The following is a 23,499-nucleotide window of genomic DNA, read 5'->3' as shown; positions in this document are numbered from 1 at the left end:
CGTGGCTGTGAGGCCATACCGGGAAAGCAGCACGCACGCACTGCGAAGTTGACGACGCGGCAATTGTACGCGCGCCACATGACATTCGTCTGCGTGGCTCCGCCAGTTGGCGCGCTTGGTTGCAATTGCGTCACGGAATGGCCGCGCCCGGCATCCAGCGCAGCAGGCGGTCGGTGCGCGAGGCAAGGTAGGCCGAGCCCCGGTTCTTGTCGTAGAAGCGGGGCCGGGGCAGCATGGAAGCCAGCCGCGCGGCCTGGTAGGACGACAGGTTGGCGGCCGAGGTCTTGAAATAGTGGCGGGCCGCCGCCTCGGCGCCGAAGACGCCCTCGCCCCATTCGGCGATGTTCAGATACAGCTCCAGGATGCGCTGCTTGGTCATGACCAGCTCGATCATGTAGGTGATGACCACTTCCTGGCCCTTGCGCAGGTAGTTGCGGGAGTTGGACAGGAACAGGTTCTTGGCGACCTGCTGGGTGATGGTGGAGCCGCCGCGCATGGGCCGCGAGGGCGGCTTGCGGCCGCGGGCCATCGCGCGTTCGGTCGCTTCGGCCAACTGGCGGTTGTGGTCGTAGGCCTTTTCGACCGCGTTCCAGTCTATGCCGCCATGTTCCAGGAAATTGGCGTCCTCGGCGGCGACGGCGGCGCGCTTGAGGTTGTTGCTGATGCGGCCGTAGTCCACCCACTGGTAGTTCAGGCGCCGGTGGGGATCGCGCTCCTGCAGGCGCGCAAGCTCGCTGCGCATGACCGAGGTCGAGCCCGGCGGCATGTAGGCATACCAGAGCACCCAGCCGAACAGCCAGACCTGGTACAGCAGCAACAGCGCCACCGCGGCCAGCACCAGGCGCATGGCCATGCCCGCGACGCGGCCGGCCAGCGGACGGCGGCGGGTGGCGCGTGGGGGGCGGCGGGGAGGCATGTCAGGCGGAGAGCAGCTTGCGCAGCGCGGCCAGCACCGGTGCCGGATCGGGCCGCACGCCGCGCCAGATGTGGAAGCTCTCGGCCGCCTGGCCGACCAGCATGCCCAGGCCGTCGGCGGTGGCCGAGGCGCCGTCGGCCACCGCCTGGCGCAGGAAGGCGGTGGGCCGGGCGGCGTACATCAGGTCGTAGGCCATCGCGCCGGGGGCGTAGGCGCCGGCGGGCAGGGGCGGGGCCTGGTCGTCCAGGCTGCTGGCGGTGGCATTGATTACGAGGTCCCAGCCGCCGCCGGCCTGCAGGTCGGCATAGCCGCTGCCCCGCAGCGCGGCCTGCCCGGCCGGGAACGCAGTCGCCAGTTCCTCGGCGCGGGCCGCCGTGCGGTTGGCGATGTCGATGCGGGCGCAGCCGGCCTCGATCAACGGCAGCAGGATGCCGCGCGCGGCGCCGCCGGCCCCGGCCAGCAGCACGCGCGCGCCGGCCAGGCGCGCGCCCAGCCGCCGCAGGTCGGCGATCAGGCCGACGCCGTCGGTATTGCAGCCGTGCAGCCGTCCGTCCGCCATCCACAGGGTGTTGACCGCCCCGGCCGCCATGGCGCGGGGGCTCAGGTGGGCGCGGGCCAGTTCGAAGGCCTGCAGCTTGAAGGGAACGGTCACGTTCAGTCCGCCGCCGCCCGCCGCGAAAAATCCGGCCACCTGGGCGGCGAAACCGTCGACGGGCGCGCAGATGGCCTCGTAGGTGAGGGCCTGGCCGGTCTGCTCGGCGAACCGCGCGTGTATCCAGGGCGATTTGCTGTGGGCGACGGGGTTGCCGATGACGGCGTAGCGGGCGGGAGCGGAGGACATCAGCCGGGTTTCGCGAGTAGCTTGTCGTTGGTGAAGTACCAGGTGCGCGTGATGGCCAGCACGTCGGTGTCGCGCGCGATCTGGGGCGGGAACGGGGCGAACGGCGTGGCCAGCGCGACGATCCGCCTGGCCGCGTCGTTCAGTATTTTATGTTCTGAAGGCTTGTCGATGTCCATGCGTTCGACGGTGCCGTCGCTGCGTATATATACCGTCATGCGCAGGGAGCCGTACACCTTGCCGCGGGCGGCGGCCGGATAGTTCCGGTTGCCCAGCGTCTCGACCCGCTGCCGCCATTGCTCGACGTACACCGCGAAGCGGTATTCCGAGGTGGATGGGGCGAAGAAGTGCCGGCGCGGACGCTTGTTGTAGTCGTCGACGCGCTGGGAGATTTCGGCGAACTGGCGGGCGAGCTGTTCCGCCCGGACCTGGGTGGGGTTGCGTTCGGGGGCGGGCGCACCCAGCGGGCCGGGAGGCGTGGGCGCCTGGCCGTGGTCGCGCGACAGCGAAGCCGTCAGGCGGCGCTGTTCGGCCTCCAGCGCCGCCTGGCGCTGCTGCAGTTCGGCCAGCAGCTTGCCGTCGCGGCTGGCGGCCGAGTGCGGCACCGGCGCCTTGGCATGGCCGGACGCGGCATCGCCGCCGCCGTCGCTGGCGACCTGCGCCCGCAGCTGGGCCTGGGCCGGGGCGTGGCCGGTGCCGGCGTTGAGCAGCACCACTTCCAGCCCGTCGTCGCGCTCGGGGCGCGTGGGCCGGGGCGCGGTGAAATGCAGCGCGAACAGGATGAGGTGGGCGAACAGCGAGATCGCCAGGGCACTCATCAGATAGCGCCGGTCGGGGCGGGTGGTCCAGTCCTCGGCCAGTTGGTCGAGGACGCGCGCGCCGGCGCGCCGAAGCCGGCGCGGCAGCGGATCCTGCGTGGAAGAAGGCCGGGGGCCGGAGGCCGCGGGCTTGCCGTCAGGGGGGAGGGGAGCGGGGGAATGCGACACCCCGCGATTGTAAAGCGTCAGGCGGAAGCGGATGGCCGTACGGCGTAGCGCGGCGGGCGGCCGGCCAGGCCGTCTTCCAGGCTCTCCAGCATCATGTCGAGCTGCACCAGGATGGCCGCGGGCGAGCGGCCCGAGATGTGGGGCGTCAGCACGACGTTGTCCATGCCCGCCAGCTCAGCCAGCAGCGCGGCGGGCGGTTCGGGTTCTTCCTCGAGCACGTCCAGCCCGGCGCCGGCCAGTTGACCGGCGCGCAGCGCCTCCAGCAGGTCGCCGGTCTTGAGCACCGATCCGCGCGAGACGTTGATGACGACGCCACCGGGCCCCAGGGCCTGGAACATCTCGCGGTTCAACAGGTGGCGCGTGCGCGGGCCGCCGGGGCAGCAGGCGAACAGGAAATCGCTGTTGCGGGCGAGCTCCAGCGGATCGGCGTAGTAGGTGCCGGGCGCGCCGGGCTTGGGGGAAGGGTTGTGATAGCCGATGTCGGCGCCGCAGGCGGCGGCGCGGTCGGCCACCATCCGGCCGATCTGGCCCAGGCCGATGACGCCCACGCGGGACTTGTTCAGGCTGGGGCGGGGCGCGCGCAGGGCGGTCCAGGCTTCGCCGCGGGCCAGCCGGTTGCCCAGGGTCCGCAGGCCCCGCGCGACCGCGAGGGCCAGGCCGATCGCATGGTCGGCCACCGTGGCGGCATTGGCGCCGGGGGCGTTCGTGACCACGATGCCTCGGGCATGGGCACCGGCGATGTCGATGTTCTCGGTGCCGGCGCCCATGGAGCAGACCACCCGCAGGCGGGGCAGCCTGTCCATCTGAGCGGCGGTCAGGCCGATCGACCCGTTGGTGACCACCGCTTCGACGTCGGCGGTGGCACCGTCGCCGAAGTCCGATGCGCTCTCGTGCAGGTGATAGTGGCGCGCGATACCGTCGCGCAGCGCCGGCGGCAGGGGAATGGTGGTCAGGACGTGTCGGGTCATCGGGGGCTTCCAGGAATGGGGCGGTGCGCCGCGCGCGGCGCAGGGGCTCGGACGTTTCAGCCGGCCGGCTTGACTTCCTTCACGGCGCCCTTCCAGCCATTTTCCGTGATGTCGAAGACCGTGCCGTCCGGCATCCGGTATTTGACCTCATAAAACACGTTGGGGTCGGTTTCCTTGCGGCCGGTCAGGTAGGTGCCGCCGGCTTCGGTGATGCGCTTCTCGGCGGCTTCCAGGTCGTCGACCCACATGCCGAAGTGGATCACGCCGCGCACGTCCTTCAGGCCCGCGTAGCCGGGCACGGTCTCGTTGGCGAAGTTCAGCAGCGCCACGTTCATGACACCGTCGGTCATGTAGACGCCCCGCATGGCCTTGCCGGCCCGCGTCATGCCGAAGGCTTTTTCGAAGAATTGGGCGGCGGCTTCGGGATCTTCCACCGAGAGGGCGATGTGCCTGAGTTTTTCCATGAATGCTCCTGGTCGTTCGAGGGATGAAAAATGGGGCTTCCCATTTTTTGGTGTTCCATTCTATATTACAGGTATACCAAAATTAGAAAAGGATTTTTGTTGTTGGTTTAGTGAATACCTAAAATTGATTTGGCATGTAAGTTGCATCGGATGTCTCCGTGTGGCCCGGCGCCTCGGGCGAGTGCGTCATGGGTCACCCCACCAAACTGGAGCTCGGAATGAAAAAGCAACGCAGGTCTTGCATGAAGGCGGGGGCCGTGGCCCTGGCCATGGCGGCATCGGGGGCGGCCTTCACGGCCGGCGCGGCCGCACCCTCCTGGCCGGTGCGGCCGATCACCATCGTGGTGCCCTATGCACCCGGCGGCAACACCGACCTGATGGCGCGCCTGATCGGCGAGCAGCTCGGCAAGGCGCTGCACGTGCCGGTCGTGGTCGACAACAAGGCCGGTGCGGCGGGCCTGATCGCGGCGGAATACGTGGCGCGTTCGCCGGCCGACGGCTACACCTTGTTCATGGGCACGCTTACGCAGATATCCACGGCGCCGTTCACCAACAAGATCCGCTACGACCCGGTGAAGGACTTCGTGCCCATCGCCAACGTGGGCGGCAATCCGTTCGTGATCACGGTCAACGCCCGGGTTCCGGCGCGGAACGTGCAGGAGCTGATCGCCTATGCCAAGAAGAATCCCGGCAAACTCAACATGGGGAACGCCGGCGTGGGCGGGTTGACGCACCTGTCGGCGCTGGTCTTCGCCAAGTACACGGGCATCGATGTGGTGGAAGTGCCGTACAAGGGGGCGTCGCTGGCGCTGGGCGACGTGGTGGCCGGCCAGATCGACATGTATTCCGGCAACCTGTCCGAGGTCGTGCCCTATGCCCGCGACGCGCGCGTGCGGCTGCTGGGCGTATCCAGCAAGAATCGGGTCAAGCAGCTGCCGGACGTGCCGGCGCTGGCCGAATCGGTACCCGGCATTCCCGAGGTCGAGACCTGGAACGGGCTGCTGGGGCCGGCGGGCATGCCGGCCGAAGCCGTGGACCGGATCTCCGGCGCGGTGCTGGCGGCTCTGGCCGACCCCGCCTTCCGCAAGAAGCTGGAGGATGCCGGCATCACCCCGCTGCCCGAGGTCAAGGAGCAGTTCGCCCAGCGCATTCGCCGCGACATCGAAGTGTGGAAGCCGATGATCGAAATGGCCGGCATCAAGCCCCAATAACCCAGGAGAAGGATCATCATGCAAGCAGACAAGCAGCGCGTTCTCATCGTCGGGGCCGGCCCCGTGGGCATGGTGTGCGCGCTGGCGCTGAACCGGCAGGGCATACCGGTGACCGTGTTCGAGCAGGAGCCCGGACCGGTCAAGGACCAGCGCGCCGCGTCCATCCACCCGACCACGCTGGAAATGCTGGACGAACTGGACGTGACCCGGACCATCGTGCCGCGCGGCCTGGTGTCCGAGACCTACCAGTACCGCGACCGGGTCAGAGGCAAGCTGATCGCGGAGTTCGACCTGCGCGCGATGGCGGACGTCTTCCGCTTTCCCTTCGTGCTGCAGTACGAGCAGTACAAGCTGACGGGCGATATCGCGCAGCAGTATGCCGACGAGTCGGATTTCGACGTACGCTACGGGCATGCGGTCGAGCAGGTCGAGGAGCATGCCGACCACGTCGAGATCACGGCCCGGGGGCCCGACGGCATACGGCGCTATCGCGGCGCCTACCTGATCGGCGCCGACGGCGGGCGCAGCACGGTGCGCAAGGCCGCCGGCATCCCGTTCGAAGGCTTCACCTACCAGGAACGTTTCATCAAGATCGCCACCAGTTTCGATTTCCAGGGGGCCCATCCCGACTACGCCTACCGCAACTATTTCTCCGACCCGGACGAATGGTGCAACCTGTTCAAGGTCCGTGGCGAGGCCGGGGAAGGGCTATGGCGCGCCATCTTCCCGACCCGCGTGGACGAGTCCGAGGAAGAGGCGCTGAGCGAACGGGGCGTCGAGGCCCGGCTGCAGAAGTTCTTCCCCAAGGCCGGGCGCTATGAGGTGGCCTATTGCAACGTGTACGGCGTGAACCAGCGCGTGGCGCAGGTTTTCCGGCGCGGCCGGCTGCTGCTGGCCGGCGACGCCGCGCACGTCAACAATCCCATCGGCGGCATGGGCATGAACGGCGGCATCCACGACGCCATCAACCTGGCCGGCAAGCTGGGCGCGGTGCTGCGGGGCGCGGACGAGGCGCTGCTGGACCAGTACAGCCGCCAGCGACGCCATGCCGCGGTGGCCTTCGTGCAGGCGCAGACCATCGCCAACAAGAAAATGCTGGAAGAAAAAGACGAGCCCAGCCGCCAGAAGAAATTCGAAGAGCTGGCTCGCATCGCGGACGATCCGGCCGGCGCGCGGCAATACATGCGCCGTGCCTCGCTGCTGGAGAGCCTGGAAACCGCCAATGCCATCACCTGAGGACACCATGATCGACCCCACCCGCACGCTGGGCAGCCTGCCGCCCGAGCAGGCCGCCGAACTCGAGCGCGCCGGCCCCGTCTGGGGCACCGACATCAACCGCTTCCGCGACCTGGTCGTCAAGCTGTATTCGCCGCTGGTCGCGGCGGCGCCCAAGGACGGGATCGCCGTCGCGCGCGACCTGCCGTACGGGGACAGCGCGCGCCAGGTACTGGACGTCTTCACGCCCGACGGCGCGCGCGATGCCGATGTCGTGGTCTTCGTGCATGGCGGCGCCTTCATCCGCGGGTCCAAGAGCTCCAACGGCCACATCTACGACAACGTGTCGTACTGGTTCGCGCGCCAGGGCATGGTGGCGGTCAACATGGAATACCGCCTGGCGGGCGAGGCGCCGTTCCCGGGCGGCGCCGACGACGTGGCCGCCGCCGTGCGCTGGCTGGCCGGACACGTGTCCGCCTACGGCGGCAACCCCCGCCGCATGTTCCTGATCGGGCATTCGGCGGGCGGCACGCACGTGGCTACCTATTGCTTCGATCCGCGCCGGGGCTACCGGCCCGACCCCGGCGTGCTGGGCGCGGTGCTGGTCAGCGCCCGGCTGCAGGCCGACACGCTGCCGGGCAATCCCAACGCCAGGGCGGTCGAGGCCTACTTCGGCACGGATCCGGCCCGCCACGAGACCGATTCGCCCATGGCCTACGCCGCCGAGTCGGACCTGCCGGTGATGATCGCCATCGCGCAGTACGAGAATCCCTACCTGGACCTCTACGGGCTGGAGTTCTGCCAGCGCGTGGCCCGCGCGCGCGGCTATGTTCCCCGCTTCGTGCAGATGATGCGGCACAACCACACGTCCATCGTGGCCCACTTCGACAGCGGCGAGGAAACGCTGGGCCGCGAGATCCTGGATTTCTTCCGCAGCATCGCCTGATCTTCCTTCTTCGAGGTTCCCCATGAGTGATTCCGCCACGCTTGCCACCCGCGCCCAGCCGCTGGGCAAGTATCCCCACTACAAGACGATGGGCGACAGCATCTACCTGTCGGGCATCAGCGCCCGGCTGCCCGACGGCTCCATCGCCGGCGCCACCCGCCATGCCGACGGCAGCGTGACCCGCGACATCGAGGTCCAGACCCGCGTGGTGATCGAGAACGTGCGGGCCACGCTGGCCGAGGCCGGCGCAACCCTGGCCGATTGCATCGACATCCTGGTATTCCTGACCGATATGAAGGACTTCCCGAAATACAATGCGGTCTACGGCGAGTATTTCGATGCAGGCGGCCCCACCCGCACCACGGTGGCGGTCAGCGAGCTTCCGCGTCCCGACATGATCGTCGAGATGAAAGTGGTGGCATGCCGGCCCCGGCCGTGACCGCATGCGGCCTACTGACCAATCGGGTAGTCATGTCCACGATTTCCTCCAAGATATCCAAGCAGCTGGCTGAACAAATCATCGACGGCACCTATCCGCCGGGCACCAAGCTCGAGGAACGGTCGCTGGCCGAGAAGTTCAACGTGTCCCGCACGCCCATCCGCGAGGCCCTGCGCGAACTGGGCAGCCGGGGGCTGGTGGAGGTGATGCCGCGCCGGGGCGTGGTGGTCGCCTCCATCGGCGTCAAGGAGCTGGCCAAGCTGCTGGAGGCCGACTGCGAGCTGGAGGCGCTGTGCGCGCGCCGCGCCGCCGAATGCATGACGGCCATGGAGAAGAAAGAGCTCGAGTTCATCTACGAACAGAGCGCCGAGTTCGCCCGGAACGAGGACGTCGCCGGGTATCTGAACAACAACCGCCAGTTCCACGCCCAGATCCTGGCCGGCGCCCACAACGAGGTGCTGGCCTCGATGGTGGCCGACCTGCGCGAGCGGCTGGCGCCGTTCCGCCAGGCCCAGGCCCACGTGCACGACCGGCTGTCGGTGTCGCAGGACGAGCACGGGCCCATCGTCCATGCCATCCTGGGCGGCGACTGCGAGGCGGCGTACAACGCCATGCGCAGCCACCATGCCCGCCTCAGCAATCACGTGCTGCGGCTGATCCGCTCGCGCCAGGACGAGGACGCCTGAGCCCGGACCGGCCGGCGACCGCTGAGGCCAGGGTGCCTCAGGCCCCTTCTTCCGGCTTCGGCCCGTCGTCAGGGGCGGGCGCGCCCGCGCCGTCCAGGCGCTGGTCCGTGGCGTCGGGGCCGTCCGCCGCGTCGGTCTCGGCGATTTCCGCCGCGGCTTCGGCCGTCGGCTCGTCCTCGATGTCCTCGGCGTCCCCCTGCGCATCCACCACGTCCAGGAAGCGGCAGTCCAGGCTCAGGTCGAGTTCGTCGTCGCCCATCACTTCCAGCAGGACGTGGCGGCCGCGCTCCAGGTCGGGCAGGGTGCCCACGCGGGTATAGAAGGGCGCGTCCTTCAACCTGACCAGGTCTTCGCGCAGGACCACGGCTTCGATCCGGCGCAGGCCTTGCTGCTTGATCCAGCGCAGGCACCAGAAGCGTTCCATGGCCTGCTGGAAATCGGCATAGGCACCGTACTTGGCCTCGAAGGCGCTGATGACGGCGTACAGGTCGGCCTCGCGCGGCTTGAAGGGGGCGACCAGGCGTGCCGATACGCCGTGCTCGATGGCGGCGATCAACTGGCCCTGGTTGACCAGGTCCACATAGCGGCGCAGCGGCGAAGTGCACCAGGCGTACTGCGGCACGCCTATCGAATCATGGGGCGCCGCGGCGGTCCCCATCCGCACCCGGCCCATCTGCTGCGAGCGGTAGATGCCCGGCACCCCGCAGGACGACAGCAGCCCGCCCCAGAGGTTGTTGGCCAGGATCATGTATTCGGCCACCAGCCGGTCCAGCGGCGCGTTGCGCTTGCGCTGCTCGATGCGCACATGCGCCGACTCGGGGTGATCGGGGTCGCCGTCCACGTAGAAGCTGAAGTCGACCCGGTTGTTCGACTCGGGCTTGCCGCGGACTTCGTCGCGGCGGCGGGACAGGGCCTTGGCCAGCCGCCACAGCGGGCGGAAGACGTGGCCGTAGGGCAGTTCGGCGGCGGGGTCGTCCAGCTGTTCTTCGCCGACCAGATCGTCCAGCGTGTTGTGGCGCAGATTCTCGCGCACGACGATGCGCTCGATGCGCGATTCGTGCGACAGGACCTCGCCGGTGTCGGGATGGGCGACGACGTACAGCGACAGCGCGGGCACGGGCCGGCCGGCATCCAGCGAGAAGGCGGCGATCACCTCGTCGGGCTGCATCGGGATCTTGGCGCCCGGCATGTAGACGGTGGACATGCGCGCGCGGGCCAGCGCGTCCAGGTCGCTGTCGCGCGTGACGGCCAGGGCCGGGGCGGCGATGTGGATGCCGACCCGCAGCGTCCCGTCCTCCAGCGCCTGCACCGACAGCGCATCGTCGATCTCGGTGGTCGTGATGTCGTCCACCGAATAGGCTTCGACCTCGGCCAGCGGCAGTTCACGCGTGATGGCGGGCACCTCGGCCGGGGCGAAGCCCGTGCCACGCGGGAACTGCTGGGTATAGAAGCGGCGCTTGTGGATGGCGATCGCGCTGGGGAAGGCGCCCAGGTCCATCAGCAGCCGCTCGGGGCGCTTCTGCAACTGGGTGCAGGCGGCGTCCAGCGCCTTCCACTCCAGGGTGTTCTTGTCGGGCTTGAACAGCAGGGTCTCGGCCTGCCGGGCCAGCGGCTCGGGCAGGGTGCCGGCCTTGATCTCGTCCACCCAGGCCTGCTGCTGTTCGGCCTGGCGTTTCTTCTTTTCCAGCGCGGCCAGCGCGGCCGCCAGGATGTCGGGCGGGGCGGGGCGGTACTTGCCCTTGCCGCGGCGGTGGAAATAGACCGGCGCGCCGTGCACGCGCAGCAGCATGGCGGCCTGTTCCACCGGGGTGGGCGGGTGGCCGTAGTATTCCTCGGCCAGCACGGGGATGTCGAAGTCGTCCTTGGGCGCGCATTCCCACAGGAATTCCAGGTCCAGGTCCTGCGAGGCCGCGTCGGCCTCCTTCAGCAGGGCCTCGGGCGACGGCTGCTCGAAACGCACGATGACCGCGGATTTCTTGATCTTGCTGCGCTTGCCGCTGGCCGCCTCGACCTGCAGGCTGGTGTCGGTTTCGCTCAGGACAGTGGCGGCCTTGAATCCGCCGTCATCCTCGTAGAGGACATGCATCGTGTGTTTACCCAGGGAGTGATTCGTCGTCTGCCGCGGCGTCGGCGAAAGCCAGGACGCCGGGCAGGTAAGGCTCGAAGTCGGTGATGCCGTGGTCGCCGCCTTCGATGATGTGCTGCCGCGCGCCCGCGTAGTGGTCGCGCATTTCGCGCCAATCCAGCACTTCGTCGCCGGTGGCCGCCAATAGATAGTAGCGGGAGGGACGGGTGATGCGCGCGACGGCGTAGGCGCGCAGCTCGTCCACGTGGCCGGCGGTGAAGCTGAAAGGCTGGCCGTCGTGGTAGGACAGGTGTTCGCCCACCTGCGTGGCGAGGTCGCGCGCCCCGTGCACGACGGGGTTGAGCAGCGCGGCGCGGCAGCCCAGCCGTTCGGCCAGCCAGGTGGCGTAGTAGCCGCCCAGCGAGGAGCCCACCAGGGTCAGTTCGCCGCCGTTCGCGCGCGCATGCTGCTGCATGTCGCGCGCCAGCGGCTCGACCAGTTCCATGGCCGCGCGCGGGCTGGCCGGCAACTGCGGGCAGGCCCATTCGCGCCGGCGGCCGCGTTCGGCCATGGCCTGCGCCAGCTGCCGCGACTTGGCCGAGGCGGGCGAGGACCGGAACCCGTGCAGGTAGAGCAGCATCATGCGCCCCCGGCGCCGGGAGCGCGCTCGCGCAGCGCCCGCAGCAGCTTGTCGTGCACGCCGCCGAAGCCGCCGTTGCTCATCACCACGACGTGGTCGCCGGGGCGCGCGGCGGCGGCGATGGCCGCGACCATGGCGGACAGGTCCGACCAGCCGCTGGCCCGGTCGCCCAGCGGCGCCAGCGCCTCGGCCGGGTCCCAGCCCAGCGCGTGCTTGCCGTCCTGGGCGCCGAAGCAGAACACCAGGTCGGCGTCTTGCAGCGAGCCGGGAAGCTGGGCCTTCATGGCGCCCAGCTTCATGGTGTTCGAGCGCGGTTCCAGTACGGCCAGGATGCGCTGGCCCGGCACCCGGGCACGCAGGCCGGCCAGGGTGGTGGCGATGGCGGTGGGATGGTGGGCGAAGTCGTCGTAGACCCGCACGCCGTCCACGGTGCCGCGCAGCTCCATGCGGCGCTTGACCCCCGCGAAGCGGCTCAGGGCCGCCACGGCGTCCGCCGGGGCGACCCCCGCGTGCTCGGCCGCCGCGATGGCCGCCAGGGCGTTCATCCGGTTGTGTTCGCCGCTCAGCGTCCAGGCCACATGGCCAGCGGACCTGCCCCGGTGGACGACCTCGAAGGTGCCCGAGGCGTCCTCCGGCCCCGCCTGCCAGTCGCCTTCGGCACCGAATGTGACCGTTTCCGACCAGCATCCGCGCGCCAGCACCCGATCGATGGCGGGCGTGCGGGTGGGCGCCACGACCCGCCCCTGGCCGGGGATGGTCCGCACCAGGTGGTGGAATTGGGTTTCGATCGCGGCCAGATCCGGGAAAATGTCGGCGTGATCGTATTCCAGGTTGTTCAGGATGGCGGTGCGGGGCCGGTAGTGGACGAACTTCGAGCGCTTGTCGAAGAAGGCCGTGTCGTACTCGTCGGCTTCGATCGCGAATACCGGCCGCGCGGCGCCCCGGCCGGGCAGGAGGCGCGCCGATACGCCGAAGTCCTGCGGCACGCCGCCCACCAGGAAGGACGGCTGCAGTCCGGCCGATTCCAGGATCCAGGCCAGCATCGAGGTCGTCGTCGTCTTGCCGTGCGTGCCGGCCACGGCCAGCACGTGGTGGCCGGGCAGCACGTGCTCGCCTAGCCATTGCGGACCGGAGGTGTAGGGCAGCCCCTCGTTCAGGATGGCTTCCATCAGCGGATTGCCGCGGCTTACCACGTTGCCGACCACGAACAGGTCCGGCTTCAGCGCCGTCTGGCTCGCGTCGAAGCCTTCGATGAGTTCGATGCCCTGTTCCATGAGCTGGGTGCTCATGGGCGGGTAGACGCCGGCGTCGCAGCCGGTGACGCGGTGCCCGGCCGCCCGCGCGATCAGCGCCAGGCCGCCCATGAAGGTGCCGCAGATGCCGAGTATGTGTAGATGCATGGTTGCCTGCTTCCGGTCGGGGTATGGATTGTAGACGCCCGGGCCGGACCGGGCCGCCGCGGGTCGGACCGGGGACGAAGTATGATGTCGGGGTCACCTCCTCGGAGCAATCATGTCGTTTTCTTCTTTGCGCCAGGAAATCGCCGCCGCCGCGGCCCGGATGATCGCCGAGGACGGCCTGGACTACAGCACGGCCAAGCGCAAGGCGGTCAAGCAGCTGGTCGGGGCGGGCAGCCTGCCCCGCGGCGACGTGCTGCCGGACAATGACGAAATAGAGAGCGAGGTCCGCGAATATCAGGCCTTGTTCATGGGGGATACCCAGCCCGCGCGCCTCGCCAGGCTGCGGCGGGTGGCGCTGTCGGTCATGGACCTGCTGGAACGATTCCAGCCCTACCTGGTCGGTCCTGTCTGGAACGGCACCGCCGGCGAGCATTCCGACATCGCCCTGCAGTGCTTCGCCGATTCGTCCAAGGAAGTCGAGATATTCCTCCTGAACCATGGCATCAAATACGAAGTGGGCGAGCGCCCGGATTTCCGCGGCCGCGGCAAGGTCGAGGCCCTGTACTTCCTCTGGCAGGAGGAAGGCGTCATGTTGAGCATCTATGATGGCCTGGCGCTGCGCGGGGCCTTGAAGCCCGGCCCGGACGGCCGCCCCGAGCGCGGCGACGCGCGGGCCGTCGCCCGGCTGCTGGACGACGTGGAGGGGCGGATGCAGGGGGAAACGGCATGAGCGCGCCCGCCCGGCCGCCCGAAGGGCGCGCGACCTCCCGCGGGGAGGATGTCGCGCAGCGACAGGAGGGTAGTCCAGTGAACTCGTCTTCCCGCCGCCGGCTGCTGGTGTACGGCGGCACGGGCGTCGCGGCGGCCCTGGTGGGCGGCGGCGTGGCCTGGTGGCGCCTGGCGCCCGATGCCGCGTCCGACCGGGCGGTGAATATCCTGTACGCGCAGACGCTGGAGGGGCTGGACGGCCGTGCCTATCCGTTCCAGCAATGGCGGGGACAGCGCCTGGTGGTGAATTTCTGGGCCACCTGGTGCCCGCCCTGCGTGGACGAGATGCCGGAACTGGACATGTTGCACAAGGAGTTCGCCAATACGGCGCAGTTTGTCGGGATCGGCATCGATTCGGCCGCCAACATGCGGAAATTCGTCGAAAAGGTGCCCGTGGGTTATCCTTTGCTGATCGCCGGCAATGTCGGTACGGAACTGGCGCGCGAGCTGGGCAACGCCAGCGGCGGCCTGCCGTATACGGTAGTGATCGACGAAAAAGGGGGAGTAATCCATCAGTATTCCGGCCGGATCAAGCCCGACACCCTGCGGGGCGTGCTCAAGACTGCCTGAATGCGGTGCGGATCCCCGGGGCATCCCCGGCGGCGGGATGTCCCCGACATAGGCAGAATCGTCGAATTCGTTACAATTGATAGACAATATGGCGTGTTTTGCGTAAAAATCGCGCCCTTCCGTATCGCATCGCAGGCATATGGCCCATCGCATCCTGGTTTTGCACGGCCCGAATCTGAATCTGCTCGGCACGCGCGAGCCCGGTATCTATGGTGCGACGACGCTGGCCGACATCGATGCACGGCTGCTGGCCCTGGCACAGCAGCACGGCGCATCGCTCGCCTCGTTCCAGAGCAACCACGAAGGTGCGCTGGTCGACCGCATCCAGGCGGCCGCGGGCGAAGGTGTCGATTTCATCGTGATCAATCCGGCGGCCTACACGCATACCAGCGTGGCGGTCAGGGACGCGCTTGCGGCGGTGGCGGTGCCGTTCATCGAAGTTCATTTGTCGAACGTGCACAAGCGGGAAGCCTTCAGGCACCGTTCTTATTTTTCCGACCTGGCCGTGGGCGTGATCGCCGGGCTGGGCGCCGATGGCTATGAAGCGGCCGTGCGCTACGCGCTGTCGCATTGAAGAAAATTACTGGGGAAGCCCCATGGATCTTAGAAAACTGAAAACCTTGATCGACCTGGTTGCCGAGTCCGGCATCGCCGAGCTGGAGATCACCGAAGGCGAAGGCAAGGTGCGCATCGTCAAGTTCGCGCAAGGTGGCCAGTTCACCGCCGCGCCGGCGGTCCAGGCCTATCAGGTCATGCCGCAGGCCGCCGCCGCGCCGGCTCCGGCCCCGGAAGCCGCGCCCGCCCCGGCGCCCGTCGTGGCCCAGGGCCACGTCGTCAAGTCGCCCATGGTCGGCACCTTCTACCGCGCGCCCAACCCCGGCGCCGCGGCGTTCGTGGACGTGGGCCAGGCGGTCAAGGAAGGCGATCCCCTGTGCATCATCGAGGCCATGAAGCTGCTCAACGAGATCGAGGCGGACAAGGCCGGCACCATCAAGGAAATCCTGGTCGAGAATGGCCAGCCGGTCGAATTCGGCCAACCCCTGTTCGTGATCGGCTGACCGGTCCACACCATGCGCATCGACACCTTGCCCGTTGATGCGCTCCACACCGTGTTATCAGTCGGGCGCCGGGACCGGCGCGCCAGTCCCGGCAAGGCATCGTCCGCCGCGACGCCGCCGGAGGAAGGCGCCCCGACCAGCCGTCCGACTTTTTCAGGACATTCGTTCATGTTTGAAAAGATCCTGATCGCGAATCGCGGGGAAATCGCCCTGCGCATCCAGCGCGCCTGCCGCGAGCTGGGGATCAAGAGCGTGGTCGTGCACTCCGAGGCCGACCGCGAGGCGAAGTACGTCAAGCTGGCCGACGAGTCGGTCTGCATCGGGCCCGCGCCTTCGCGCGAGAGCTATCTGAACATGCCGGCCATCATCTCGGCGGCCGAGGTTACCGACGCCGAGGCCATCCACCCGGGCTACGGCTTCCTGTCCGAGAATGCCGATTTCGCCGAGCGGGTCGAGAAGAGCGGCTTCGTGTTCATCGGCCCCAAGCCTGAATCCATCCGCATGATGGGCGACAAGGTCAGCGCCAAGCAGGCCATGATCGCGGCCGGCGTTCCCGTCGTGCCCGGTTCCGACGGCGCGCTGCCCGAGGATCCGAAGGAAATCATCCAGATCGCCCGCAAGGTCGGCTATCCGGTCATCATCAAGGCCGCCGGCGGCGGTGGCGGCCGGGGCATGCGCGTGGTCCACACCGAGGCCGCGCTGCTCAACGCCGTGACCATGACGCGGTCCGAGGCCGCGGCCGCGTTCAACAATCCCGACGTGTACATGGAGAAGTTCCTCGAGAACCCCCGCCACGTCGAGATCCAGATCCTGGCCGACGGCCAGCGCGGCGCGATCTGGCTGGGCGAGCGCGACTGCTCGATGCAGCGCCGCCACCAGAAGATCATCGAGGAAGCGCCGGCGCCGCACATCCCGCGCCGGCTGATCGACCGCATCGGCGACCGCTGCGCCGACGCCTGCCGCAAGATCGGCTATCGCGGCGCGGGCACGTTCGAGTTCCTGTACGAGAACGGCGAGTTCTATTTCATCGAAATGAACACCCGCATCCAGGTCGAGCACCCGGTCACCGAGGCGATCACCGGCGTGGACCTGGTGCAGGAGCAGATCCGCATCGCCGCCGGCGAGAAGCTGCGGCTGCGCCAGCGCGACGTCGTGTTCCGCGGCCATGCCATCGAATGCCGGATCAACGCCGAGGATCCGTTCCGCTTCACCCCCAGCCCGGGCCGCATCACCAACTGGCACGTTCCCGGGGGCCCCGGCATCCGCGTCGATTCGCACGTCTACAACGGCTATTTCGTGCCGCCGAACTACGATTCCATGATCGCCAAGGTCATCGCCTATGGCGATACGCGCGACCAGGCGCTGGCGCGTATGCGCATCGCCCTGTCGGAAATGGCGGTCGACGGCATTTCGACCAACATCGCGCTGCATCGCGAATTGCTCCAGGATGCCCGCTTCATCGAAGGCGGAACCAACATCCATTATCTGGAGCATCGCCTGTCCCAGCGTCCGGACTGAAGGTAGCGAGTCCGTATGCGCGAACTGGTGTTCGACTGCCCCGAGCAATTGGCCGAGCCGCTGTCCGACGCGCTGCTGGAAGCGGGCGTGTTGTCGGTGTCGGTCGAGGATGCCGATTTCGGCACCGAGGCCGAGCGGCCCTTGTTCGGCGAGCCCGGCCTCGAGCCGGAAACCCAGGCCTGGTCGCGCAATCGCGTCGTGGCGCTGCTGCCCGACGGCGAGGACCCGGCCCAGTTGCTGGCGGTTGCCTGCGCGGCCTGCGGTATCGACGAGCTTCCCGCCTGGCAATTGCGCGACGTGCCGGATGCCGACTGGGTCCGCCTGACCCAGTCGCAGTTCGAGCCCATCGAGGTCGATGCCCGGATCTGGATCGTGCCGACCTGGCACGAGGTGCCGGACCGCCCGGGCACCATCTCCATCCGCCTGGACCCGGGCCTGGCCTTCGGTACCGGCAGCCATCCCACCACCCATCTGTGCCTGGCCTGGCTGGCCGCCAACCTGCAGGCCGGCCGCAGCGTGCTGGACTACGGCTGCGGATCGGGCATCCTGGCGATCGCCGCGCGCAAGCTCGGTGCCGGCGAAACCGTGGGCATCGACATCGACCCGCAGGCGGTCCAGTCCGCCCAGGCCAACGCCCAGGCCAACGAAGTCGAGGTCCTGACCGGACTGCCCGACGTGCGCCAGGGCTGGCGCGCCGACGTGGTGGTCGCCAACATCCTGTCCAATCCGCTCAAGGTGCTCGCGCCCATGCTGTGCGACCGCGTGCTGCCGGGCGGCGACCTGATTCTGTCGGGCGTGCTCGAGCGGCAGGCCGACGAAGTCGCGCAGGCGTACGCCCCGTGGATCGAGATGAAGGTCTGGCGCGCGCTGGACGGCTGGGTCTGCCTGCACGGGCAGCGTCCCGCCTGACGGACGCCAGGCATGACGCTCGCCACTCGCTGCCCCCAGTGCGCCACGGCGTTCCGGGTGGCTCCCGACCAGATCAAGCTGCGCGGCGGCTGGGTGCGCTGCGGGGTCTGCAACGAAGTCTTCGATAGCAGCCAGAGCCTGATCGAGCTGGACCCGGCCGGGGGCGCGCCGCGCCCGGTGGCCGCCGGGCCGGTCTCCCCGCCCGAGGTGCCGGCCGAGCCGCACGTGCTGCGCCGGCGCGGGGAAGGGCTGGTCGCTCCCGCGCCGGACGACGACGAGCCGTCTTTCGCGCCGGAACCCGTGCCGCCGTTCTCCGCGTTGCCGGCCGGTGCTGGCAACGAGCCCGTCGATCCGCCCATCCGCGAGGCCTCGCCGTCCGGGGCCGAGCCCGCTTCGATCGCGGTCGATGCCGTGCCGCAAGCGTCGGACGAAACGGCCGACGGCACCCTGCCTTCGGTATTGCGGTCTCGTCGCGCTGCGCCGGTCGGCATGCCGGATGAAGTCCCGGCCGAGCCGGGCATGGAGCCCGGGCAGGAACCCGCCGCCGATGACGCCCACGCCCCCATCGTGGGCGACTCCCGTCCACGCGCGCAGGAGCCGCGCGGCGCAGATGCGCCCGATTTCCTAGACGAAGAGATCCGGCAGCGCCGTCGGCGTGCCCAGTGGCTGTGGGGCCTGGCCGCGCTGATCGCGCTGCTGGTCCTGCTGGCGCAGGCGGCCTGGATCTTCCGCGCCGAGATCGCGACCCGTGTGCCCATGCTCCGCCCCGGCATGGAGCGGCTGTGCCAGCATTGGCAGTGCACCGTGGGCTATCCCCGCGCCCCGGAACTGCTGGTCATCGAATCGTCGTCCGTCGAGCCCTGGTCGCCCGAGTCGCCCGGGTTCGCGCCGCCCATCGCCGACGTGGCCGAGTCGGCTCCGGGCGAATCCTCGGAAGTCGTCCTGCCCACGCGCCAACTGGCGCTGCGGATGGTGCTGCGCAACCGCGCCACGTTCCCGCAGTCGTGGCCCGCCATCGAACTGTCGCTGATGGACCTGTCCGACGCGGTAGCCGCACGCCGGGTCCTGCTGCCGTCGGTCTACCTGTCGCCCCGCGACTTCGCCCAGCCCCTGGGGCCGCTCCAGGAGCGGGTCCTGCGGATTCCCATCGAAACCCTCGACGCCCACGCCACCGGCTATCGCGTCGCCATCTTCTATCCGTGACCGCCATGGCCCATCCCGAAACCGCTCCCGTCATCATCTGCGGCTCCGTTGCGTTCGATACGATCATGGTGTTCGAAGGCAAATTCCAGGAACACATCCTGCCGGAGCAGGTCCACGCACTCAGCGTCTCCTTCCTGGTGCCGTCCATGCGCAAGGAGTATGGCGGTTGCGCGGGCAACATCGCCTACAACATGCGGCTGCTGGGCGGCACGCCCGTGCCGGTGGCCACCGTGGGCGAGGACGCGGGCGACTACCTGCGCCGCATGCGCGAGCAAGGCACCAACGTCGACTGGGTCAAGGTCGTTCCCGACACCTTCACCGCGCAGTGTTTCATCACGACCGACCTGGCGGACAACCAGATCACCGCTTTCCACCCCGGCGCCATGTCGGCGGCGGCCACCAACGACCTGACCGGGGCGCCCGGCGTCTGGGGCATCGTCGCGCCCGACGCCAAGGACGGCATGTTCGCGCATGCCCGGCGGCTGCACGCGCAAGGCATTCCCTTCATCTTCGACCTGGGCCAGGCCATGCCGCTGTTCAGCGGCGAGGACCTGGAGGAAATGCTGGCGCTCGCGCAGGTGCTGACGGTCAACGACTATGAGGCCCATGTGGTCGAGCAGCGCACGGGCCGCAGCATGGCCGACATTGCCGCCGGCCTGCAGGCGGCCATCGTGACCCGGGGCGAGAAGGGCTCGACGCTGCTGACCGGCGGCCACGAGATCCAGATCGACCCGGTCAAGGCCGAGGCCGTGGTGGATCCCACCGGCTGCGGCGACGCCTACCGCGCCGGCCTGCTGTACGGGCTGACGGTGGGCTGGCGCTGGGAAGATTGCTGCAAGCTGGCCAGTCTGATGGGCGCGATCAAGATCGCCTGCCGCGGCCCGCAGAACCATCAGATCAGCCGCGAAGAGATTTCGTCGCGCCTGGAACGCAGCTACGGACTTTCGTTGCCCCAGGGCTGACGCGGCCCATCGCGGTCATGGTTTGAAACAACCTGGCCGGTCCGGGGCGGGCGCCCACGGGCCGGGGGGCGAACCGACAGGGTATAAATCCAGTCCAAGACCTTTGTTTCATACCAAAAAGAGGGCGCTGCGGCGTTTCTCCGCTTTTCCATCAGGATGGCTCTATGAATCCAAACAATTCGTCTCTTTCCCTGGCTGCCGGACGCGGGCGCGTTCTGGCCGTGGCCGCCGCGTTGTCCGCGCTGGCGCTCCTGGCCGGATGCGCGACGGGCAGCAACTCGGCGTCGGTCTATGACCGCAACCAGGCGCAGCGCGAGCAGGTAGTGCGCATGGGGACGGTGGAGTCGGTGCGGCGCGTCACGATCGACCGCGGCCAGACCGGCGTGGGCACGGCCGGCGGCGCCATCGTCGGCGGCGTGGCCGGCAGCAGCATAGGCGGGGGCCGTGGCCAGATCATCACGTCGGTACTGGGCGCGATCGCCGGCGGCATCGCCGGGCAGGCCGTGGAAGGCGGCATGTCCAAGCGCGAGGGGCTGGAGATTACCGTCCGCTTCCAGAATGGAGAAATGCGCTCCATCGTGCAGGAAGCCGACGAGATGTTCTATGTCGGGGATCGCGTGCGTGTGCTGAGCGGCACCGGCGCCACCCGCGTCACGCACCTGTAAGGCAGGCAGGGCAGGCGCTGCCTGCCCTGCGTCCGCCGGGCATCACAGCCCGAAGATGGGCAGGCCGATGCGCGACAGCACCATCAGCGCGATCTGCGTCAGCAAGAACAGGACCAGCGGCGACAAGTCCAGGCTTCCCAACGAAGGCAGCACGCGCCGGATCGGATCGAGCAGCGGCGCCGTCAGCGCCTGAAGGACCGGCATCGCCGGCGCGCCGGGATTGACCCACGACAGGATCACCATCAGCAGCGTGACCCACATCACCAGGTTGATGGACCACTTCAGCATCAGCATCAACGCGATCCACAGCCCCTCGGGTAGCATGGAAAGCGGATTGCCGCCCGCCACCAGCATGATGGCCGTGAGATAGACCAGTGCCGTCAACCAGGCCGCCACCAGGCTGGCCCAATCCACGCCACCCCGCCCCCCCAGCACCCGCCGCAGCGGAATCACCACCCAGTCGGTAACCTGGAACACGGTGCGCGAAACCGGGTTGTACGGCGGCATCCGCACGAACTGCAGCCACAGCCGCAGCAGCAGCACGGCCCCGTAAAGGGTGAAAACGACGTTGAGCAGAAAACGGGCGATATCGCCAACCATGAGGACTCCGGGTACCGTACTGCTATTCAGCAGGCTGTAAGCAAAAGATTATAGCTCCCCCCTACGCCCTTCGGGCGCCCCCCAGGGGGCGAAACCGGCGGACTGGCAAAGCCAGATCCGCGGTTTCCTGGGTCTAGGGAAACTATCTTGGATAGAAGCACGGTTGCTACCGCTGGCAGCCAGCGAAGCACCGGCGCCACAACTCAAGACAGCGGTACTAGACCCAGGATGCGGTGGATCCGGCTCCGCCGGTCCACCCGCATCGCCCCCTGGGGGGCGCCCGAAGGGCGTAGGGGGGGGCCACAAAAAACCCCGCCAAAGCTTGCACCTTGGCGGGGTTTGAACCAGAGCGCAAGGCGCTCCGATTAGGGCTTACGGGCGGCTGCCCGTAGGGAAGGGCCAAGCAGCGGCAGGGTTGAGCGCCGTTTTCGCGCCCGGCGCAGCCGCGGTCGAGGGCGCAGGGGCAGGCTTTTTGGCAGCAGGCTTCTTGGGAGCCGCCTTCTTGGCCGCAGGCTTCTTCGCCGCAGGCTTCTTGGCAGCGGCAGCCTTCTTGGCCGGGGCCTTTTTCGCAGCAGGCTTCTTGGCGGCAGCTTTCTTGGCCGGGGCCTTCTTGGCTGCAACCTTCTTCACTGCGGCTTTCTTGGCCGGGGCCTTCTTGGCCGCAACCTTCTTCACTGCGGCTTTCTTGGCCGGAGCCTTTTTGGCCGGAGCCTTCTTGGCTGCAACCTTCTTCACTGCGGCTTTCTTGGCCGGGGCCTTCTTGGCCGCAACCTTCTTCACCGCGGCTTTCTTGGCCGGAGCCTTCTTCGCCGCAACCTTCTTCACTGCCGCCTTCTTGGCCGGGGCTTTCTTAGCCGGGGCTTTCTTGGCTACCGCTTTCTTCGCGGCCTTTTTGGCTGTCGCCATGGTCTGCTCCTTTACGAGACGTTCAGGGACCCAGAACACGAACCCGCTCGGACCATCCTCACGGGCTATTCATCGGCGCAAGCCCTGCTGGTGAACGAAACCTCAACAGCGGAATCAGTTTGCGCTAATGAATGCTTTACACAGCCATTCGACATACCCCGCACCCGGTGCGACCCATGTCGAATGACTTGGCAGACGGTTTCCCGCCTGCCGGATGACCCCCCCGTTTGCCCGGCCGCCTATGCTTTGTCTTCGACAAAGCAACATGCGCAGGGGCCGGATGGTGCGCTGGGCGAGGGGGCCTGCCCCAACCGCCGCGTCTGAACTCATCCGGGCCCTGCCGGGCGCCCGAGGGCGCCTGATCCTGTCTACGTGCGGTCTAGTCCCAGCTCAGCGCCCCGCCGGTCTGATACTCGATCACACGCGTTTCAAAGAAATTGCGTTCTTTCTTCAAGTCGATCATTTCCGCCATCCACGGGAAGGGGTTCTCTTCCTGCGGGAACAGCGGCTCGATGCCGATCTGCTGGCAGCGGCGGTTGGCGATGAAGCGCAGATACGACTTGAACATCGGCGCATTCAGGCCCAGCACGCCACGCGGCATGGTGTCTTCGGCGTAAGCGTATTCGAGTTCGACCGCCTTGCGGAAGAGGCCGCGGATTTCCTCGCGGAATTCCGGCGTCCACAGATGCGGGTTCTCGAGCTTGATCGTGTTGATGAGGTCGATGCCGAAATTGCAGTGCATGGACTCGTCCCGCAGGATGTACATGTACTGCTCGGCCGCGCCGGTCATCTTGTTCTGCCGGCCCAGTGCCAGGATCTGGGTGAAGCCGACGTAGAAGAACAGGCCTTCCATCAGGCATGCGAAGACGATCAGCGACTTCAGCAGGGTCTGGTCGGCCTCCGGCGTGCCCGTCTTGAAGTTCGGGTCGGCGATGGCGTCGATGAAGGGGATCAGGAACTCGTCCTTGGCGCGGATGGACGGAACTTCATTGTAGGCATTGAAGATTTCCGACTCGTCCAGGTCCAGGCTTTCGACGATGTACTGGTAGGCATGGGTGTGGATCGCTTCCTCGAAGGCCTGGCGCAGCAGGAACTGCCGGCACTCCGGGGCGGTGATGTGGCGATACGTGCCCAGCACGATGTTGTTCGCGGCGAGCGAGTCGGCCGTGACGAAGAACCCCAGGTTGCGCTTGATGATGCGGCGCTCGTCCTCGGTCAGGCCTTCGGGGTTCTTCCACAGCGCGATGTCGCGCGACATGTTGATTTCCTGCGGCATCCAGTGGTTGGCGCAGGTGGCCAGGTATTTTTCCCAAGCCCACTTGTACTTGAACGGGACCAGCTGGTTGACGTCCGTCTGGCCGTTGATGATGCGCTTGTCCGCGATGTTGACGCGGCTCGTGGAGGCGCCGCCGGACGCGGCAGCGTCCGAGGCCAGCGCGACCTCGTCGAACGCGCCGGCGCGTTCGCGCGGCGCGGCGGTGCCCGCCGGCTGCATGGCCGGCGTGGCGGAGGGGGTGGATACTTCTTCGTCCCAAGACAACATAGATCGACTCCGGTGTTCAGCGG

25 protein-coding genes are annotated in these 23,499 nt (G+C 68.1%); 14 read left to right on the top strand and 11 right to left on the bottom strand.

Annotated elements, in window-relative coordinates; translation table 11 throughout:
- Positions 1-130: 130 nt before the first annotated feature.
- From mtgA to WKR98_RS27870, 5 genes are read right to left on the bottom strand one after another with little or no spacing between them, the layout of a single operon-like run.
- Complete coding sequence (gene mtgA / locus WKR98_RS27890) at positions 131-916, bottom strand: monofunctional biosynthetic peptidoglycan transglycosylase (protein ID WP_124691184.1); 786 nt, start codon at positions 914-916, stop codon at positions 131-133.
- A gap of 1 nt (position 917) precedes the next feature.
- Entirely contained in the window at positions 918-1,757 is an 840-nt protein-coding gene (gene aroE / locus WKR98_RS27885) for a shikimate dehydrogenase (RefSeq protein ID WP_341435267.1), read from the bottom strand.
- Positions 1,757-2,740, bottom strand: a complete 984-nt coding sequence (locus WKR98_RS27880) for an energy transducer TonB (protein WP_124691182.1) — start codon at positions 2,738-2,740, stop codon at positions 1,757-1,759. Before WKR98_RS27880 ends, aroE begins: the two co-directional genes overlap by 1 nt.
- A gap of 17 nt (positions 2,741-2,757) precedes the next feature.
- Positions 2,758-3,708 (bottom strand): NAD(P)-dependent oxidoreductase, encoded by a 951-nt coding sequence (locus tag WKR98_RS27875; protein WP_341435266.1) that lies wholly within the window; start codon positions 3,706-3,708, stop codon positions 2,758-2,760.
- Positions 3,709-3,764: 56 nt separating this feature from the next.
- Complete coding sequence (locus WKR98_RS27870; RefSeq protein ID WP_124691180.1) at positions 3,765-4,172, bottom strand: VOC family protein; 408 nt, start codon at positions 4,170-4,172, stop codon at positions 3,765-3,767.
- 218 nt (positions 4,173-4,390) lie between these two features.
- On the opposite strand from WKR98_RS27870, the gene WKR98_RS27865 reads away from it, so the two are divergent.
- Genes WKR98_RS27865 through WKR98_RS27845 form a run of 5 tightly spaced genes read left to right on the top strand, consistent with a single transcriptional unit; the run spans position 4,391 to position 8,669 of the window.
- A complete protein-coding gene (locus WKR98_RS27865; protein WP_341435265.1) occupies positions 4,391-5,383 on the top strand; it encodes a Bug family tripartite tricarboxylate transporter substrate binding protein in 993 nt (330 codons plus the stop codon).
- A gap of 18 nt (positions 5,384-5,401) precedes the next feature.
- On the top strand, positions 5,402-6,619 hold the full coding sequence (locus tag WKR98_RS27860; protein ID WP_341435264.1) for an FAD-dependent oxidoreductase: 1,218 nt from the start codon (positions 5,402-5,404) through the stop codon (positions 6,617-6,619).
- Complete coding sequence (locus WKR98_RS27855) at positions 6,606-7,544, top strand: alpha/beta hydrolase (RefSeq protein WP_341435263.1); 939 nt, start codon at positions 6,606-6,608, stop codon at positions 7,542-7,544. The genes WKR98_RS27860 and WKR98_RS27855 overlap by 14 nt, the downstream gene beginning before the upstream one ends.
- Before the next feature lie 22 nt (positions 7,545-7,566).
- Complete coding sequence (locus WKR98_RS27850) at positions 7,567-7,983, top strand: RidA family protein (protein ID WP_124691177.1); 417 nt, start codon at positions 7,567-7,569, stop codon at positions 7,981-7,983.
- A 32-nt stretch (positions 7,984-8,015) separates the two neighbouring features.
- Positions 8,016-8,669 carry a GntR family transcriptional regulator gene (locus WKR98_RS27845; RefSeq protein WP_124691176.1) on the top strand — a complete coding sequence of 218 codons (654 nt, stop codon included), beginning with the start codon at positions 8,016-8,018 and terminating at the stop codon, positions 8,667-8,669.
- 37 nt (positions 8,670-8,706) lie between these two features.
- On the opposite strand, the gene WKR98_RS27840 is transcribed toward WKR98_RS27845, so the two are convergent.
- The 3 genes from WKR98_RS27840 to mpl are packed head-to-tail and all read right to left on the bottom strand — an operon-like array spanning position 8,707 to position 12,774.
- Positions 8,707-10,755, bottom strand: coding sequence for a ribonuclease catalytic domain-containing protein (locus WKR98_RS27840; RefSeq protein WP_124691175.1), 2,049 nt, complete (start codon positions 10,753-10,755; stop codon positions 8,707-8,709).
- 7 nt (positions 10,756-10,762) lie between these two features.
- Positions 10,763-11,377 (bottom strand): YqiA/YcfP family alpha/beta fold hydrolase, encoded by a 615-nt coding sequence (locus tag WKR98_RS27835; protein ID WP_124691174.1) that lies wholly within the window; start codon positions 11,375-11,377, stop codon positions 10,763-10,765.
- Complete coding sequence (gene mpl / locus WKR98_RS27830) at positions 11,374-12,774, bottom strand: UDP-N-acetylmuramate:L-alanyl-gamma-D-glutamyl-meso-diaminopimelate ligase (protein WP_124691173.1); 1,401 nt, start codon at positions 12,772-12,774, stop codon at positions 11,374-11,376. The genes WKR98_RS27835 and mpl overlap by 4 nt, the downstream gene beginning before the upstream one ends.
- Before the next feature lie 112 nt (positions 12,775-12,886).
- On the opposite strand from mpl, the gene WKR98_RS27825 reads away from it, so the two are divergent.
- The 9 genes from WKR98_RS27825 to WKR98_RS27785 all read left to right on the top strand — a co-directional run bounded on the left by WKR98_RS27825 (position 12,887) and on the right by WKR98_RS27785 (position 20,427).
- A complete protein-coding gene (locus WKR98_RS27825; protein ID WP_124691172.1) occupies positions 12,887-13,504 on the top strand; it encodes a hypothetical protein in 618 nt (205 codons plus the stop codon).
- Positions 13,505-13,581: 77 nt separating this feature from the next.
- Positions 13,582-14,112 (top strand): TlpA family protein disulfide reductase, encoded by a 531-nt coding sequence (locus WKR98_RS27820; protein ID WP_238160178.1) that lies wholly within the window; start codon positions 13,582-13,584, stop codon positions 14,110-14,112.
- A gap of 139 nt (positions 14,113-14,251) precedes the next feature.
- On the top strand, positions 14,252-14,686 hold the full coding sequence (gene aroQ / locus WKR98_RS27815) for a type II 3-dehydroquinate dehydratase (protein ID WP_124691170.1): 435 nt from the start codon (positions 14,252-14,254) through the stop codon (positions 14,684-14,686).
- A gap of 22 nt (positions 14,687-14,708) precedes the next feature.
- Positions 14,709-15,170, top strand: a complete 462-nt coding sequence (accB, locus tag WKR98_RS27810) for an acetyl-CoA carboxylase biotin carboxyl carrier protein (RefSeq protein ID WP_124691169.1) — start codon at positions 14,709-14,711, stop codon at positions 15,168-15,170.
- Between the two features lie 168 nt (positions 15,171-15,338).
- Positions 15,339-16,688: an acetyl-CoA carboxylase biotin carboxylase subunit gene (accC, locus tag WKR98_RS27805; protein WP_124691168.1), complete on the top strand. Its 1,350-nt coding sequence runs from the start codon at positions 15,339-15,341 to the stop codon at positions 16,686-16,688.
- Positions 16,689-16,703: 15 nt separating this feature from the next.
- On the top strand, positions 16,704-17,597 hold the full coding sequence (gene prmA, locus WKR98_RS27800; RefSeq protein WP_124691167.1) for a 50S ribosomal protein L11 methyltransferase: 894 nt from the start codon (positions 16,704-16,706) through the stop codon (positions 17,595-17,597).
- A 12-nt stretch (positions 17,598-17,609) separates the two neighbouring features.
- Positions 17,610-18,800 carry a DUF3426 domain-containing protein gene (locus WKR98_RS27795; RefSeq protein ID WP_341435262.1) on the top strand — a complete coding sequence of 397 codons (1,191 nt, stop codon included), beginning with the start codon at positions 17,610-17,612 and terminating at the stop codon, positions 18,798-18,800.
- A gap of 5 nt (positions 18,801-18,805) precedes the next feature.
- Positions 18,806-19,762 (top strand): carbohydrate kinase family protein, encoded by a 957-nt coding sequence (locus tag WKR98_RS27790; RefSeq protein WP_341435261.1) that lies wholly within the window; start codon positions 18,806-18,808, stop codon positions 19,760-19,762.
- Positions 19,763-19,926: 164 nt separating this feature from the next.
- Entirely contained in the window at positions 19,927-20,427 is a 501-nt protein-coding gene (locus WKR98_RS27785) for a glycine zipper 2TM domain-containing protein (protein ID WP_124691164.1), read from the top strand.
- A 42-nt stretch (positions 20,428-20,469) separates the two neighbouring features.
- Here WKR98_RS27785 and WKR98_RS27780 read toward each other — a convergent pair whose 3' ends face one another.
- From WKR98_RS27780 to WKR98_RS27770, 3 genes are all read right to left on the bottom strand, one after another.
- Positions 20,470-21,027 carry a YggT family protein gene (locus WKR98_RS27780; protein WP_124691163.1) on the bottom strand — a complete coding sequence of 186 codons (558 nt, stop codon included), beginning with the start codon at positions 21,025-21,027 and terminating at the stop codon, positions 20,470-20,472.
- Positions 21,028-21,399: 372 nt separating this feature from the next.
- Positions 21,400-21,933, bottom strand: a complete 534-nt coding sequence (locus WKR98_RS27775) for a histone H1-like DNA-binding protein (RefSeq protein ID WP_124691162.1) — start codon at positions 21,931-21,933, stop codon at positions 21,400-21,402.
- 379 nt (positions 21,934-22,312) lie between these two features.
- A complete protein-coding gene (locus WKR98_RS27770; RefSeq protein ID WP_124691161.1) occupies positions 22,313-23,476 on the bottom strand; it encodes a ribonucleotide-diphosphate reductase subunit beta in 1,164 nt (387 codons plus the stop codon).
- Positions 23,477-23,499 lie beyond the last annotated feature (23 nt).

Source organism: Pigmentiphaga sp. YJ18 (assembly GCF_038066655.1).
Lineage (GTDB): Bacteria > Pseudomonadota > Gammaproteobacteria > Burkholderiales > Burkholderiaceae_B > Pigmentiphaga.
This window is presented reverse-complemented; position numbering and strand designations above follow the sequence as displayed.

Coding starts and splice junctions, on each gene's coding strand:
- accB (WP_124691169.1), top strand. CDS start 14,709: ATGGATCTTAGAAAACTGAAAACCTTGATCGACCTGGTTGCCGAGTCC.
- accC (WP_124691168.1), top strand. CDS start 15,339: ATGTTTGAAAAGATCCTGATCGCGAATCGCGGGGAAATCGCCCTGCGC.
- WKR98_RS27780 (WP_124691163.1), bottom strand. CDS start 21,027: ATGGTTGGCGATATCGCCCGTTTTCTGCTCAACGTCGTTTTCACCCTT.
- WKR98_RS27840 (WP_124691175.1), bottom strand. CDS start 10,755: ATGCATGTCCTCTACGAGGATGACGGCGGATTCAAGGCCGCCACTGTC.
- WKR98_RS27790 (WP_341435261.1), top strand. CDS start 18,806: ATGGCCCATCCCGAAACCGCTCCCGTCATCATCTGCGGCTCCGTTGCG.
- WKR98_RS27875 (WP_341435266.1), bottom strand. CDS start 3,708: ATGACCCGACACGTCCTGACCACCATTCCCCTGCCGCCGGCGCTGCGC.
- prmA (WP_124691167.1), top strand. CDS start 16,704: ATGCGCGAACTGGTGTTCGACTGCCCCGAGCAATTGGCCGAGCCGCTG.
- WKR98_RS27835 (WP_124691174.1), bottom strand. CDS start 11,377: ATGATGCTGCTCTACCTGCACGGGTTCCGGTCCTCGCCCGCCTCGGCC.
- mtgA (WP_124691184.1), bottom strand. CDS start 916: ATGCCTCCCCGCCGCCCCCCACGCGCCACCCGCCGCCGTCCGCTGGCC.
- WKR98_RS27865 (WP_341435265.1), top strand. CDS start 4,391: ATGAAAAAGCAACGCAGGTCTTGCATGAAGGCGGGGGCCGTGGCCCTG.
- mpl (WP_124691173.1), bottom strand. CDS start 12,774: ATGCATCTACACATACTCGGCATCTGCGGCACCTTCATGGGCGGCCTG.
- WKR98_RS27770 (WP_124691161.1), bottom strand. CDS start 23,476: ATGTTGTCTTGGGACGAAGAAGTATCCACCCCCTCCGCCACGCCGGCC.
- WKR98_RS27870 (WP_124691180.1), bottom strand. CDS start 4,172: ATGGAAAAACTCAGGCACATCGCCCTCTCGGTGGAAGATCCCGAAGCC.
- WKR98_RS27855 (WP_341435263.1), top strand. CDS start 6,606: ATGCCATCACCTGAGGACACCATGATCGACCCCACCCGCACGCTGGGC.
- WKR98_RS27850 (WP_124691177.1), top strand. CDS start 7,567: ATGAGTGATTCCGCCACGCTTGCCACCCGCGCCCAGCCGCTGGGCAAG.
- WKR98_RS27795 (WP_341435262.1), top strand. CDS start 17,610: ATGACGCTCGCCACTCGCTGCCCCCAGTGCGCCACGGCGTTCCGGGTG.
- WKR98_RS27785 (WP_124691164.1), top strand. CDS start 19,927: ATGAATCCAAACAATTCGTCTCTTTCCCTGGCTGCCGGACGCGGGCGC.
- aroQ (WP_124691170.1), top strand. CDS start 14,252: ATGGCCCATCGCATCCTGGTTTTGCACGGCCCGAATCTGAATCTGCTC.
- WKR98_RS27860 (WP_341435264.1), top strand. CDS start 5,402: ATGCAAGCAGACAAGCAGCGCGTTCTCATCGTCGGGGCCGGCCCCGTG.
- WKR98_RS27825 (WP_124691172.1), top strand. CDS start 12,887: ATGTCGTTTTCTTCTTTGCGCCAGGAAATCGCCGCCGCCGCGGCCCGG.
- WKR98_RS27775 (WP_124691162.1), bottom strand. CDS start 21,933: ATGGCGACAGCCAAAAAGGCCGCGAAGAAAGCGGTAGCCAAGAAAGCC.
- WKR98_RS27845 (WP_124691176.1), top strand. CDS start 8,016: ATGTCCACGATTTCCTCCAAGATATCCAAGCAGCTGGCTGAACAAATC.
- aroE (WP_341435267.1), bottom strand. CDS start 1,757: ATGTCCTCCGCTCCCGCCCGCTACGCCGTCATCGGCAACCCCGTCGCC.